A 14,068-nucleotide genomic window follows, 5' to 3' on the forward strand; every position below is an offset into this window, starting at 1 on the left:
GCACCTGTCAAATAGCAGGTGCCATTTTTTTATTTTATTTTAAACTTTGCCTGGCCATTGAAGTCCAAAATTTCAGTTAACCAACTCAAGTATCTCCCACTTGCCTGTCACTTAAAAGCTAAACATTTCTTAATCACCCATCAACTTTCATCAATCGGGAACATTCAGGGCATATGGGCATACAATGAACTATGCCTAAGTTTTTACCAGCGGTTCTAAAATTAATCGCACACTAGTCTAATATCACGCATAGGATGAATTGAAAAAGATTGAGGAGGTTTCGCTCGCAATGGGAGATTACAGAGAGATTATTACGAAAGCCGTCGTAGCGAAGGGACGCAAATTCACGCAGTCCAATCATACGATCAACCCAGCGCATCATCCGAGCAGCATTCTGGGCGCTTGGGTAATAAACCATAAGTATAAGGCAAAAAAGGTAGGTAAAGTGGTTGAAGTAAACGGGTCTTACGAAGCCAACATCTGGTACTCCTTTGATGATAATACAAAAACAGAAGTAGTGACGGAGAAAGTAACTTACTGCGATGTCATCAAGCTGAAGTACCGTGACCCTGATTGCATGGATGACCATGATGTCCATGTCGAGGTTCTGCAGCAGCCTAACTGCATAGAAGCGGTCATTTCGCCTAATGGCAACAAAATCATCGTTCACGTCGAGAGGGAATTCCTTGTGGAAGTCATTGGTGAAACAAAGGTATGTGTTGTCACTCATCCAGGCGGATGCGACTGCGATGATGATGAGTGGGGCCATGGCATCGATGATGACGAATTCGAAGACTTGAATCCAGACTTCCTTCTGGGAGAAGAAGAATAATATCGAACTAGGAAGCTTTCACTTCCTAGTTTTTTTTGTATTTGAACAAGGGGAAGGCACCGGTCTGGAAGCTGTTTACGTATCTGCAGCGTCTATGGAACTAATGCCTCATTCTGTTACAGGAAAAAATTAGGTTTCTCAAGTCTTTTGCAAATTTCACATTCATTTGTTTCTTCCCAAGAGTAGAAACTGCTTCTGCAGGTAGTGCATTCATTTTGATGCACCTGATAGGCAACTTCACGAACCTTGTGGATACTTTGAGCAAGCTGGATTCCACTGTACTGACAAATGTCCACGCAGAGGTTGCAGCGGCAACAATTCTTTTCATCAATTTTAAGTGTATCATGCTCCAGTGTGAAGATGTGGGAAGGGCAAATGTTAAAGCAAGCCTCACATAATGTGCATTTCTCCTCAATGATCCTTACCTCATGGAACGACCAATCGTGATAAAGGCTAGAAGACTTAAAGCTCCCTTCGTTGAACCTCCACTTTACTGGCGTAACGGAAGACAGAATGGTTTTTTTGCTATCCATTGAGAGTTTTGTGAAAAAACCACGTCTTGACAGCTTAGGTTGGGCATCTTCCTTAAGAGAAATGTTCTCGGCTGTCAATATAGGATCAAGTTCCATCACGTTCAGAATCTCATTTGCTTTGCCAACGCGTCTTCCTAACTCCTCGTTAACAGATGCCTTTTGAATAAAACGGACCCCTTTTTTATGGAAATAAAGCAGTTCCATGAAGCTTGGGAGTGGGGAATCATCTTGTAATAAAAGATAATCCTGTATGACCTTCCTTGCTGGCGCCTGTCCTTTTATTGCCTGCTGCGGACAGACTGTTATGCAAACACCGCAAAGTGAGCATGCCTGATCATCTAGCTGTAAATTTCCTTCTTCAAGAATTAGTGCTCCTTGTGGACATTCATCCATGCAAGCTGTACATGTACTCAAGGGACTTTTCTTTTTTGAACAGGCTTCCGATATTTCAAGTTCATAGCTTAAGCTTTCGAGCCAATTGGTTAGCAGCGACATAATAGGTCACCTCAGGTAATGATTGTTCATATACTTCCATTTTACGATTAAAGTTTCTAAAAACATGCGAGTTTGCTGGATTTTCAAACATATTTAAAGGAATGTTCACAATTCCAGAATGGGTGAAACCGTATTAAAGCCCGTATTTCAGGTGTTTCTTAATAGTCTTTAATTATTTGCTCAAAAAACATCGACTAAATTAGGTGAAACCCTTCACATACTCCGGGGGGATTATCCACAGAATGTATATTGTTTCACAAACATCGTTGCAATATAGTGAAGTTGTAATCGAAAGGTGGTGAATCTCGGTGATTGGATTGGAAAATAAAACAGAATGTTCGAATGTTTTTATGGTCCTTGCAGATTTATATAAACTTCCTACTATAGAGATCTGGGATGAGATTAAGCAGCAGGATCTTCTGAAGAAGCTGGAAAAATCGGTCAACGAACTTTATAGTGTCGGTTTTTCAATAGAGGAAGTCTTGCCTGAAAACTATGCTGAATTTCAAGAATTATACTTGAACTCTATTGGAAGCACGCAAATGCATGCTGCACTTCCGATTGAATCTTTATATAAACCGTGGACACAGGATGAAACGTGCACTCTTCCCTTTGCTCGGGACAAAGGTTATATCCTGGGTGATTCGGCGTTACATATCAATTACCTGTTAGAAAAGCTAAAGATTGATATTCCTATTGAATTACAGAGCATGCCTGACCATTTAGCAATCCTGCTGGAATTGCTGGCCTATTTCATTGAGCATGCACCTGAGCATTTTACGGCTGAATTTATGGATGATCATTACGATTGGCTGGAAGAATTCGAATCGAAGCTTTTGGAAGTAACAGAGCATCAATTTTATCAGAGATTGACAAGACTATTGATCGGGACTGTCAAGGCACATCGAAATAATTACCTGTAAGGCTTCAAATCTTGAAGGTGGTGATGCTTTTAGTGATGGACAATCTTTTGAAAAAAACTATATTAAGAGATTCCATTTCAGGAATCGGAACATTACGGAAGTGTCAAAGAGCTTTACTTTTTAGCAGTATTGGAAGAAGCATCATTTATCGAAAAGTGCCTGGCGTATTCACTAAAGGCATAAAAAATGAAGATTTTTAATCGGTCTGGAGTAAAAGGAGGGCTAGTGAAAATGGTGGATACAAAACTATCACGTCGGGGCTTCATTAAAGCCTCTGCCGCAACTGCTGCTTTGGCATCAGCGGGAACAGTAGGCTTTAATGAATGGTTCAAAGAATATGTAAAAGCAGGCTCAAACGCAGAAATCAAGGAAATTCCTAGTACATGCAATGCATGTTCAAGTAAGTGCGGAATGATTGGCCATGTCAAAAACGGCCGTTTATGGAAGCTGACGGGACACCCTGATCACCCATATTCGAAAGGGAAGCTATGTGCCAGAGGGCATGGTTATGCTACAGTTGTTTATTCCAAGGATAGGCTGACACAGCCTTTAAAACGGGTTGGCGAAAAGAAATTTGAGCCGATCACATGGGAACAAGCTTATGAGGAGATTTCTGGAAAATTGAATGAAATCATAAAAGAACATGGTCCTCAGGCAGTGGCGCTTACAGAAGATCCACGCGCTTCAGGGAAGTTCTATTCTCCTCGATTCATTAATGCTCTCGGGTCATCAAACTACTTTACACACCATGTTGTTTGTTCTAACTCGAGGGATGCAGGCTTTATGCATACGGTCGGGGTATCGTCTACAAGTGCAGATATCAGCAATGCAAAATACATCATGTTCATCGGCAGGAGCTATGGAGATGGAATCCGTCCTAGTTCCGTACAATCTTTGGCAGCCGCAAAAGATAATGGAGCCAAGATTATCATTGTCGATCCGCGTTTGAACAATACAGGCAACCTGGCAACCGAATGGCTTGCAATCCGTCCGGGTACAGATCTTGCATTAGTGCTGGCAATGTCCCAAGTATTGATAAAAGAAAACCTTCATGACACGGAATTCATTAAAAACTACACTGTTGGTTTTGATGAATACGCGAAGGAACTGAAAAAATACACACCAGAATGGGCTGAAAAAATCACGGGTATACCTGCAGACTCAATCACACGGATTGCCATTGATATGGGCAAAGCCAAACCGAAGGCGTTGATCGAGCAATCGTGGAGAGGTGCATTCGGCTGTAACTATGAGAATAGTACAGAAACTGGCCGTGCGGTAGCGATGTTCAATGCTTTACTAGGAAACTATCAGCAAAAAGGCGGTAGTATTTTTGGAACTAAACCTCATCTGGGCAACTTAGATGAAGGGAAACATGCAAACCCAAAAGATCCAGATGCTCCAAAGGCAGGTAAAAAGGAATTTCCGCTTGCTTATCACAGTCACGGTGTAGCAACAATGGTGGCAAAGGAAGCGCTTGAAGGAAAAATGAAGGCGGCAATTTATTATCATTCCAATGCAGCGCTTGGCTACGGAAATCCCAAAGTAATGAAGGAAGCTCTTTCTAAAATGGACCTTGTTGTGGCGATAGATGTACAAATGTCCGAAACGGCCCGGCTGGCTCATTATGTCCTTCCGGAAGTGACGTATATTGAACGTGATGAGGTAATTGAAGGTTTATCAGGAAAGATACCTGGAATCGCCCTTCGTCAGCAGATGGTAGACAAGGTACATCCAGAAACAAAGCCAATCCATGAAATCTATACTGAGTTAGCTAAAGTCTGCGGTGTTGGGCAATATTTCAACTTCTCACTTGATGAACTGAACGAGGCAATGCTCGCTCCTACCAGCATAACTTATAAGCAGCTGAGGGAAAAAGGAACCATCATGTTCCCGAATGATGAAATTAAACTCGGAGAAGTGCCGAAATTGAAAACTCCAACAGGAAAAGTAGAATTTTGCAGTGAAACATATAAAGAAGCAGGCTTTAATCCGATAGTCGAATGGATTGAGCCGAAGGTAAGCCCGGCAGACGATTCATTCCGTCTGATCACTGGCAAGCAGGCGATCCACAGCCATACTCAAACGGCGAATATACCAATCTTGATGCAGATAACAAAAGATTATGATTTAGAGAGAATCTGGATCAACCCTGCTCGAGCTAAAGCGCTGGGAATTAAGGATGGCGATTTGGTTGAATTGAAATCAAGTGAAGCAACCAGCAAGATACGAGTGAAAGTTACCGAAAGAATCCACCCAGAGGCAATTTTTGTTCCGAGCCACTACGGCATAACGTCTAAAGATTTGAAGACAGGATACGGTGTTGGCTTTGGATATATGGAGCATGTTCCATTTGATTTTGAAAAATGGAGTGGAGCTGGAAATATTCATGAGGTAATCGTTAAGGTTAGGAAGGTGAAAGGCTGATGGCACGCTATGGAATGGTAATAGACACACGAAAATGCGTCGGCTGTTATGCTTGTCGGGTAAGCTGCCAAATGCAGAATGAGCTTCCGGTAGAAGAGTCTTATATTAAATTTTATGAAAAAGAGACAGGGGTTTTCCCGAACGTCAAGAATGAAATCATCCCTGTACAATGCCAGCACTGTGAGGATGCACCATGTGTGAGTGTCTGCCCGACAAAGGCAACATACACGACAAAAGAAGGCATCGTGCTAGTAGACGCAGATAAGTGTATCGGCTGCAAGTATTGTATGGTAGCTTGCCATTATGGCGCAAGAACGCAAGATCATAATACCGGGGTAGTTGAAAAATGCCGCTTCTGCGCTGAGCTTGTGGCAGAAGGTAAACAGCCGGCATGTGTCAGCACATGCATCAGCAATGCCCGCATATTCGGTGACCTTGATGATCCGAACAGTGAAGTTTCAAAAGCAATCGTTAAGATGAATGCCCAGCCTTTAAGGCCGGACTTAGGCAAGGCAAAAATTTATTACGTGAGGTGATTATAATGGTTTGGGGAACAATTATCGCTGCCTATTTATTCCTTGCTGGACTTAGTGCCGGTGCGTTTTTAACATCTTCCTACGCAGCAAGGAAATATCCTGATGCCAAAATAGTCAGGATTGTCGGAAGGCTAATCAGCCCGATTCTTATGGGGATTGGACTATTACTTCTTATTGTTGATGCAGAAGCAGGTCTGAAGGATCCTTTACGTTTCATCTATTTGTTTACCAATTTCAGTTCTGTCATGACAATCGGTACTTATTTCATCAGTTTTTTCATGATGGCTGCAGCCTACATAGCTTTAATGGAATTGTTGAAAAAAGATATTAATAAAATGCTGGAGTATGTCGGCATCGTTTTAGCAGTAGCTACAGCCATTTACACTGGCTTCCTGATTGGAGTTATCGGAGCGGTCCCATTATGGAATACAGCAATTTTGCCAATCCTGTTCGTCGTGTCGGCATTCTCAACAGGAATTGCCGGCACAATGCTCGTGTCAGCCTTTGTGGATAAAAAAGTGATCCATCATGTGATATCCATCAAAAAATTCCACTTAACATTGCTGATTTCCGAAGTTTTCCTGATTTTCACGATGTTCCTGATCACTTCATCTACAAATGAGTCAGCAGCCCAATCTGTTTCGATGCTTCTTTCTGGAGAGTACAGTGGTTTATTCTGGCTGGGACTGGTTGTTGTGGGATTGATCGTTCCAATCGCAATCGAGGCTCTTGAATTATGGAATGCAAAAAAACTTCACCAAACACCGGCAGGATTGGAAGTAGCCGCTTCAGGCTCACACGGAATCGCCGCAACTATGATCACTGAAAGTGCCGTACTGGCAGGCGGTTTCATTCTCCGCTATCTGTTACTTGCAGCAGCAGTTCCGGTAATTTTTATATAAATATTTTGCAAGAAGACCTGGACTAAAATCGTCCAGGTCTTTTATGCATCAATGGAGCCATTGCGCTTTTTCTTTATTTTCAATATGATCTGAATGGCTATATTGCCAACAGCCAAAAGCAGCATGGGAAGGTTCGGTCGGTTGCGGTATAGGCCTCGTTTCATTGACCATGCTAAAAGTTGAATCAGTGAAGGTTCAGCTTTTAACATGGTAAAATGGTATTTGTATGGGTTGGACTGGACAGAATTCATTGAACAGATCACAATCTTATTGAATTTTAATGACTTTTTTTAGACTGAAGGGATGTATAAATGATAACTTTTGGTGAAATGGAATCAGGAGTAAGCTATACCCAGAGGCAGGGTGTGTATGGAATCATTTATAATGAACATGAGAATTTGATTGCCTTAGTTAAGACAGATGATGGGAAGTATTTCCTTCCTGGCGGCGGCTTGGAAGGAAGCGAGAGTCATTATGATTGTCTAGTCAGGGAAGGCATTGAAGAAATGGGAAAGCTTCTAGAAATCGGAGAATGGATCGGGAGAGCACAGCGGTATTTTTACTCAGAGAACGATCGTGAATATTATCTCGCGGACGGGCATTTTTATTTTGCCAGCATAGTTGGAAAGGCTGGAGAACCTATAGGAGCTGACCATCAACTCAAGTGGCTTAAAACTGGGGCAGCTGTGAAAAAAATATTTCATGAGCATCAAAGCTGGGCTATTCAAAGGGCTATGGCAATGATTGAAAATAATTGAGTGAATATAAGATGAAAATTTTTCTTCCTGCTTAATGAGAAAATGAAAAGGGATTTTTGTACAAGTGTAATTGAATGAAATTATCTATACTTGTTGAGGAAATCAAATGAACCAAAATACCTCTTCTCTTTCTCTCCTGCTTAATGATAATGTAAGCATAATCACATTCCTCATTATTAATTTGTTTGACAAGAGGTATAAAGGGGAAAATATTTCTTAGAATAGTTAAAAATAATGAGGGCGATTATGATTAACAACTTTGAATATTTGATCTTTCACGAAGAACTAAGAAGACTTCATAAAGAGTACCAGCGTTGTGAAGATGCCACTATAAAAAAGTCTATAACAAAGGATATCGAGCTTATAGAGAATGCACTGGAAGCAATTTGAATAAGTAAATTAAGCAGGAGATTTTATATGAATAAACAATTAACCGATCCAGAATTCCTTACTTTTTGTGAAACCGCTTTGCCAATTGAAGTGGTAGAAAAATTCACCGATAATAATATCCGCGGTCTTGAGAAAATTGCACTCAGGTCGATTTCAACCCGAAACAAACTCCCGGCCAATGTAGTCAATCTTTTGGTTGCCTATTTCTTCAGCCACTACGGTAATCAGGTATATAATCGCAATGACCTGGCACGTTTATATGATTACTGGGCATCAAAGGATGTCAGGACAATGACTCAGGCAATCGAAATGACCAATGAAGATATTGAGGCAGTTCTCAAAACTTTGAAATGATAGTATTACTTTAGAACAGGCTGAGCTCAGCCTGTTTTTTTATGAAGGAATAACCTTTGTATTATCGAATAGTTAAATAAAATAATGGAAAGCGGGTGTCATAGTTGCTGGAAGATGCTCAGGTAAGAATTGCTGTAAAAGAAGACGGAGAAAAGATTATGGAGATGCTGAAAAATGCAGCAATGTGGATGCAAGAAAATAGCATCAATCAATGGCAATATCTATTGAATGGCGGCGATGATAAGGAAATTCTGAACTCTATAACACTAAACGAAACATTCATTGTCATGAATGATGAAGAACTAATCGCTACGTTCACCCTCTCGGCAAGGCAAAGTGATTGGGATAAGCATATTTTTGGTGAGGATCCTGAAGGAGATTCAGTGTATCTGCATAGGCTGGCTTTAAAACCAGTACATATTGGCAAAGGTCTCGGAAAAGAGATATTGGAATGGATTAAGGAGAACATTTCAACAGACAAAACATATCTAAAATTAGACTGTGTTGCAGACAATAGCAAACTGAATAAATTCTATTTGGTCAGTGGATTTCACTACGTCGGTGAAACAGATCAACACAGTAAATATCAAAAAAAGTTATTTGCTTAATACGGCCCTTAGTCGGGTCTTTTTTTATGACAAAAAACTAGAGATTTCACTTAATGTTAATAAACATGCAGGGGTACCAGCTAGAATATGGGTTAAAATGGAGTTACGAAGAAGAGGTGTTTTAGCGAGGGATTAGTTTATGGTTGTCCGAACAGAATTTTTAGCAGAAATTGTTGACCATCTGCCTGAGGGCATGATTGTTATGGATAAGAATCGGATGATTCATTATCTCAATGAAAAGGCAGTCGACATGACTGGTTGGAAGTTAGGCGAGAAAGTGCCCTACTGTACTTATTGTCAGGAAAGAGAGCTAGACGAGGATGAGAATCGCTGTATTTTAACTTCTGATGAACCGATTCCTTCTTTCAACTCCCACTTGGCAGTATATGAAGGACTTGAAGAGTTTGAAATGTCTTTAAAAAAAATGACAATATTGGAAGAAGTATATTATGTTCTCAGGATACGGCCCCCTGTCCAGAATGAAAATAGCGAGCGGGCACGATTCCACGAGCTGCTTGTACAGGAAACGCTGCTCGCACAAGAGGCAGAGCGTAAAAGGATTGCCATGGAACTGCATGATCATATCGGACAAAGTGTTTATAGCATATTCCTTGGCCTCGAAGTAATTAAACAGAACATTAGCGAAGATAAATATCAAAATCATGTCACCAACATGGTCAATGTCATGGAAAAAACACTTGAAGATATTAAGCGCCTGACCAAAAGCCTCAGACCTGAAATTGTTTATGACATTGGTTTGGAAAAGTCGCTTCGGCAAGCAGTAAAGGACTGGAGAAAGCTATACCAGATAGACATCTTTTTGGAGATGGAGCTCGATATGGAACAGAAACTGGATCCAGAAAAAGAACTTCATCTGTTCAGGATCATCCAGGAAAGTATCACAAATTCGGTTCGCCATGGGAAAGCAACCTATTTCTCCATTCATTTAAAGACTTACTATCAATATATCTTTTTTCAGTTATACGACAATGGAAATGGCTTTATTTCAAGTGGGTGTAAAACGAAAGGGCTCGGGTTGAAGCATATGTATGAGCGCTGCAAGATGCTTGATGGTGACATCAAGTGGATTAGCAAGGAAGGCGGCCCTACTCGGGTGGAAGGGTTTGTATCTTTAACAAACGCGGAGAGGGTGAGGAAAGATGAACCTAATGATCATCGATGATCATGAAATTGTCCGGGATGGGCTAAGCATGCTTTTGCAGCAATCTTTTTGCATTGATGGAAGGATTTGTGCCTGTGATGGCTATGAGGCTGTTAAAGCTGCGGCGGAATTCCCCGCCGACCTGGTACTGCTGGACCTTTCAATGCCGGGGGGGCTGGATGGAATGACGACATTGGAAAGGCTGCGGAAACTTCTCCCAGATGCTAAAATAGTCATTTTCTCAATGCACGATGATATAGGGTATCAAAAGAAGGCTTATGAGGCAGGTGCTGACGGCTATTTAATCAAGCAGCTGAAGCGGGATGATCTCATCCAATCATTGGACAAAATCTTAGCGAACCAGAAAGTGTTCGATACACATATATGGGAAGATGATTCGGAGGGTGACCAAGTCAATCTTGCCGACCTCCCGATCACCAAGCGGGAAAAGGAAGTTTTCATCCTAACCGTTAAAGGATATTCCCAAAAGGATATCGCTGAAAGGCTTGATATTTCAGTCAAAACAGTTGAAAACCATAGGCAGAAAATCGGTGAGAAGCTAGGAACCCACAAACGATATGAATGGGTCGAAACAGCACGGAAATATAATGTATTTCAACCTTAGAAGCAGGACAGACAATGTCTTGCTTTTTTGTTTAAGGTTTGGCCAGGGAATCCAGACGGGAATTATCTGACTTTTAATCCATTAGAATCTTTTCTAAATATTTTCATATATTAATTGGAATTTATTTCTTGAGACGTTATTTTTTGAGATAATAAAATAATTATAGGTCGAAAGTAGGTGTTTTGATTGGGAGTCTTGGAAGTGAAGCAATTGAGTAAGAGGTTTAAAGAGTTTGATGCAGTTAAGAGTGTTTCTTTTTCCGTTCGAAAGGGGGAGTCGTTTGGTCTTCTTGGACCAAATGGTGCTGGAAAGACAACGACAATCCAGATGGTTTCCGGGTTATATCCACCTAGTTCAGGAAGCATTGAAATTGCGGGTATTGATATGGTCAGGCAGCCAAAGAAGGCACAAGGGCTTTTAGGGATAGTTCCACAGGAAATCGCACTTTATCAAACAATGAGTGCGAGGGAAAACCTGTCATTCTGGGGAAGAATGTACGGTTTAAAGGGAAATCACTTACAAAAAAGAATCAACGAAGTACTTGAAATCATTGGGCTGGCTGATCGGGGCAAGGACAAAGTACAGACGTTCTCAGGAGGTATGAAGCGGAGGGTCAATATTGGTGCTGCCATTTTACATAGACCAGAATTATTAATCATGGATGAACCGACAGTAGGTATCGATCCACAATCGAGGAGTCACATTCTTGAAACAGTGAAAAGGCTCAATGAGGCAGGGATGACCATTATATACACAAGCCACTATATGGAAGAAGTAGAGTATTTATGTGAAAAAATTGGCATTATGGATCATGGTGAATTCATTACCACAGGTACTATCTCGGAATTAAGGGAAACAATTGGTGACCGTTCTCGTATTGTCATGAAATTCGCCGATGCATATCAGCCCGATGGCATAATAGACATTCTATCTGCTGGGATTCCTGAAAAGGACTTGCTAATAAAGGAAAATGAGCTTGCCGTTTTCCATCAGGAGCCACAAATTATTCTAAGTGAACTAATTCAGTCAGTTACAGGAGCCGGTTATGAAATCACATCAGTTGAAATAGTGGAACCCAATCTTGAAAGTGTGTTCCTCCATCTTACTGGCAGAAGCTTAAGGGATTAAGGAGGTTAAGAAAATGGGGTTTTGGTGGCTTGCATTGAAGGATGCCCTCATTATCGGACGAGATCGAAAAGCCTTATTGACACTTATTTTCATGCCAATCCTATTAATCGGGATCCTGGGGGCAGCTTTTGGAAATATGATGGGCGAAGAAGTAACATCTTCAATAAAAAAATTCAAGATCGGAGTTGTCAATCTTGATGAAGCTGACCTTGGTAGTGCCCTGGAAGAAGAGGTATTCATGAATGGTCTGCCAGAACTCATATCTGCGGAGTCAATGACGGAACAGCAACTCGAAGATCAATTAAAGCAGCAAGCAATTTCAACAGGAGTCATTATTCCGCGTGAGTTTTCGGATCATATCATTTTAGGTGAAGATTCTGAGATTGAAATCATCTCCCTTCCTTCCGCATCTATCCAGTCTTCGATAGTCGAGAATGTGGTGCTTCAATTTACACAAACAGCATACGTAAATGTCGTAGCGATGCAAGTAGCAGGACCCTCAAACATGGGTAATGATATACCAGCAATGGCTGATATATCGACGGATTTTGACCTGGTTGAAGAAGTAGCGGTAAAGCAGGACCAGAAGCCTGTTGGGTCCTTTCAATATTATGCTGCCGGAATGGGTGTCATGTTTTTGCTGATGACGGTTATTACCGGGGTAAGTGCGATGATTGAAGAAAAGGAGCAGGATGTATACGAACGACTGCTTGTATCCAAACTGTCAAATCATCATTATTTGTTTGGGAAATTCATCGGTTTGCTTTTTATGTCATCGATTCAATTTCTTATCATCATCCTTGGTACCCGATATTTATACGGTGTCCAATGGGGGGAATCAATGGCAGGAGTCGCTGTTGTAGGTTTTTCTTTTGTCTTTAGTGTTTGTGGACTTGGAGTGCTCCTTGGTTCACTGGTCAAAACCGAGAAAACATTCAATGTTGCTGGCATGCTGGGAACGCAAATAATGGCAGCGGTTGGAGGGAGCATGGTACCTTTATATATTTTTCCGGACTGGTTGAATTCAGTCGTAAAAATCCTTCCCAATGCCCTGGCGCTCCAAACTCTTTTAGAATTGATGTCCGGCAGTAACGTGTCAGAGGTAATAATGGAAGCAGGCATTTTAATCGCAATTGGTGTCAGTTCACTTGCCATTTCAATGGCAGCCTTTTCTGCGGCAAGGAGGGGTTTGCATGCGTAAAATTACTTCCATCGCTATGTTGCACTTGAAAACCTTATTTGTAACCCCATCAGCTATTGTGTTGATGTTCGTCATGCCTGTCATGTTCAGTATAATTTTTGGAGGTATTGGCTCAGGTTCATCACAAAGTAAGCCAGTCGTTTTGATGGTGGCACCAAAGGATGAAACAGGTGAAAATGTTAAAAAGTTATTGTCCTCGAACAGTCAGTATTCATGGCGTCAATCCGATGAAAAACAGGCAAGAGAGTTAATTGAAAATCAAGAAGCTCTTGCCGCGGTGCTTATCGAAGATTCAATCGTGGAAAATCATCAAAAATCAAAGCCGCTTTTGCAGGTCATAGTCCAAAGGAAAACACAGGAATATTTAGCGCTGAGCAGTTATGTTGAAGGGGTGGGAAGAACACTCGACCAAGCCTTAAAACTAAATCCTGGTCAAGATGCAAATATGTTTAATGCAATACTTGAACAAATAGCAAAACGTGAAACAATGGATGTTAAAAGGGAAGTAATCCAAAAAAAAGGGACGAATGCCGGATCCGTCGGCATGCTTGCGATAGGCTTTACAATCATGTTTATGATGTTCGGGATTTCAGGAGCCGCCTCTGCCATCCTTGATGAAAAAACGGGGGGAACCTGGCAGCGGCTGCTTACTTCGCCAATAACAAAAGCACAGGTGATGTTTGGATATTTGCTATCTTATTTCTTGATGGGCGTAATCCAATTATCTGTTTTAATGGTTGTCATGAAATTGATTTATGGTTCTACCTGGGGTAAATTGGTTTATTTCATTCCATTCGCAGTGCTTGTGATCATAACGATTGTCGGGTTTGGGCTGATGATGGCCAGCATCGTGAAGACTAGACAACAATCAGGTGCCTTAAGTTCAGTGCTGATTGTAAGTACTTGTATGCTTGGAGGCGTATATTGGCCACTGGAGATTGTTCCTGAATTTATGCAGTATATTGGCAAAGCTGTACCACAAAGTTGGATGATCACCGGATTCAGAGAAATAGTCAGTGGAAGTCTTTATATGCCTGCCATTCTGAACTCTACTCTTGTCCTGTTAATGTTCAGCTTACTATTCTTTACAATCGGTTTGAAAAAAATAAAATACAATTAAAGTTTACCAGTCCACCTTTGGACTGGTAATTCTTTTTAAGGGGATTCTATCGAAAATTATAATTTGTCGAGTTA

General features: G+C 41.2%; 15 protein-coding genes. 14 read left to right on the top strand and 1 reads right to left on the bottom strand.

The genetic code is table 11. The annotated features are described in order from the left end of the window. The first annotated feature begins 289 nt into the window (after positions 1-289). Positions 290-832 (top strand): outer spore coat protein CotE, encoded by a 543-nt coding sequence (locus DYI25_RS03705; RefSeq protein WP_213367053.1) that lies wholly within the window; start codon positions 290-292, stop codon positions 830-832. Positions 833-948: 116 nt separating this feature from the next. Here DYI25_RS03705 and DYI25_RS03710 read toward each other — a convergent pair whose 3' ends face one another. Next, positions 949-1,860, bottom strand: coding sequence for a 4Fe-4S binding protein (locus DYI25_RS03710; protein ID WP_213367054.1), 912 nt, complete (start codon positions 1,858-1,860; stop codon positions 949-951). A gap of 308 nt (positions 1,861-2,168) precedes the next feature. Here DYI25_RS03710 and DYI25_RS03715 point away from each other — a divergent pair, with 308 nt between their 5' ends. The 13 genes from DYI25_RS03715 to DYI25_RS03775 all read left to right on the top strand — a co-directional run bounded on the left by DYI25_RS03715 (position 2,169) and on the right by DYI25_RS03775 (position 13,994). Further along, positions 2,169-2,783: a molecular chaperone TorD family protein gene (locus DYI25_RS03715; RefSeq protein ID WP_213367056.1), complete on the top strand. Its 615-nt coding sequence runs from the start codon at positions 2,169-2,171 to the stop codon at positions 2,781-2,783. A gap of 231 nt (positions 2,784-3,014) precedes the next feature. Further along, positions 3,015-5,210: a molybdopterin-containing oxidoreductase family protein gene (locus tag DYI25_RS03720; RefSeq protein ID WP_213367058.1), complete on the top strand. Its 2,196-nt coding sequence runs from the start codon at positions 3,015-3,017 to the stop codon at positions 5,208-5,210. Then, positions 5,210-5,746, top strand: a complete 537-nt coding sequence (locus tag DYI25_RS03725) for a 4Fe-4S dicluster domain-containing protein (RefSeq protein WP_041966653.1) — start codon at positions 5,210-5,212, stop codon at positions 5,744-5,746. Before DYI25_RS03720 ends, DYI25_RS03725 begins: the two co-directional genes overlap by 1 nt. 5 nt (positions 5,747-5,751) lie before the next feature. Then, positions 5,752-6,648, top strand: coding sequence for an NrfD/PsrC family molybdoenzyme membrane anchor subunit (nrfD, locus tag DYI25_RS03730; RefSeq protein ID WP_213367060.1), 897 nt, complete (start codon positions 5,752-5,754; stop codon positions 6,646-6,648). Between the two features lie 311 nt (positions 6,649-6,959). Then, positions 6,960-7,406 (top strand): NUDIX domain-containing protein, encoded by a 447-nt coding sequence (locus DYI25_RS03735; RefSeq protein ID WP_213367062.1) that lies wholly within the window; start codon positions 6,960-6,962, stop codon positions 7,404-7,406. Between the two features lie 246 nt (positions 7,407-7,652). Next, the gene (locus tag DYI25_RS03740; RefSeq protein WP_213367065.1) at positions 7,653-7,796 is read left to right on the top strand and encodes a hypothetical protein; all 144 of its coding nucleotides are present in this window, start codon (positions 7,653-7,655) and stop codon (positions 7,794-7,796) included. Positions 7,797-7,823: 27 nt separating this feature from the next. Further along, a complete protein-coding gene (locus tag DYI25_RS03745; protein ID WP_213367067.1) occupies positions 7,824-8,150 on the top strand; it encodes a hypothetical protein in 327 nt (108 codons plus the stop codon). Between the two features lie 104 nt (positions 8,151-8,254). Then, positions 8,255-8,758: a GNAT family N-acetyltransferase gene (locus DYI25_RS03750; protein ID WP_249745231.1), complete on the top strand. Its 504-nt coding sequence runs from the start codon at positions 8,255-8,257 to the stop codon at positions 8,756-8,758. Positions 8,759-8,897: 139 nt separating this feature from the next. After that, the gene (locus DYI25_RS03755) at positions 8,898-9,941 is read left to right on the top strand and encodes a histidine kinase (protein WP_213367069.1); all 1,044 of its coding nucleotides are present in this window, start codon (positions 8,898-8,900) and stop codon (positions 9,939-9,941) included. Then, on the top strand, positions 9,919-10,545 hold the full coding sequence (locus DYI25_RS03760; protein WP_213367071.1) for a response regulator transcription factor: 627 nt from the start codon (positions 9,919-9,921) through the stop codon (positions 10,543-10,545). Before DYI25_RS03755 ends, DYI25_RS03760 begins: the two co-directional genes overlap by 23 nt. Positions 10,546-10,740: 195 nt before the next feature. Next, complete coding sequence (locus DYI25_RS03765) at positions 10,741-11,673, top strand: ATP-binding cassette domain-containing protein (protein WP_425374510.1); 933 nt, start codon at positions 10,741-10,743, stop codon at positions 11,671-11,673. Positions 11,674-11,686: 13 nt separating this feature from the next. Beyond that, positions 11,687-12,874, top strand: a complete 1,188-nt coding sequence (locus DYI25_RS03770) for an ABC transporter permease (RefSeq protein WP_213367075.1) — start codon at positions 11,687-11,689, stop codon at positions 12,872-12,874. Continuing rightward, positions 12,867-13,994: an ABC transporter permease gene (locus DYI25_RS03775; protein ID WP_213367077.1), complete on the top strand. Its 1,128-nt coding sequence runs from the start codon at positions 12,867-12,869 to the stop codon at positions 13,992-13,994. The genes DYI25_RS03770 and DYI25_RS03775 overlap by 8 nt, the downstream gene beginning before the upstream one ends. Positions 13,995-14,068 lie beyond the last annotated feature (74 nt).

The sequence above is a fragment of the Mesobacillus boroniphilus genome (assembly GCF_018424685.1).
Lineage (GTDB): Bacteria > Bacillota > Bacilli > Bacillales > Cytobacillaceae > Mesobacillus > Mesobacillus boroniphilus_A.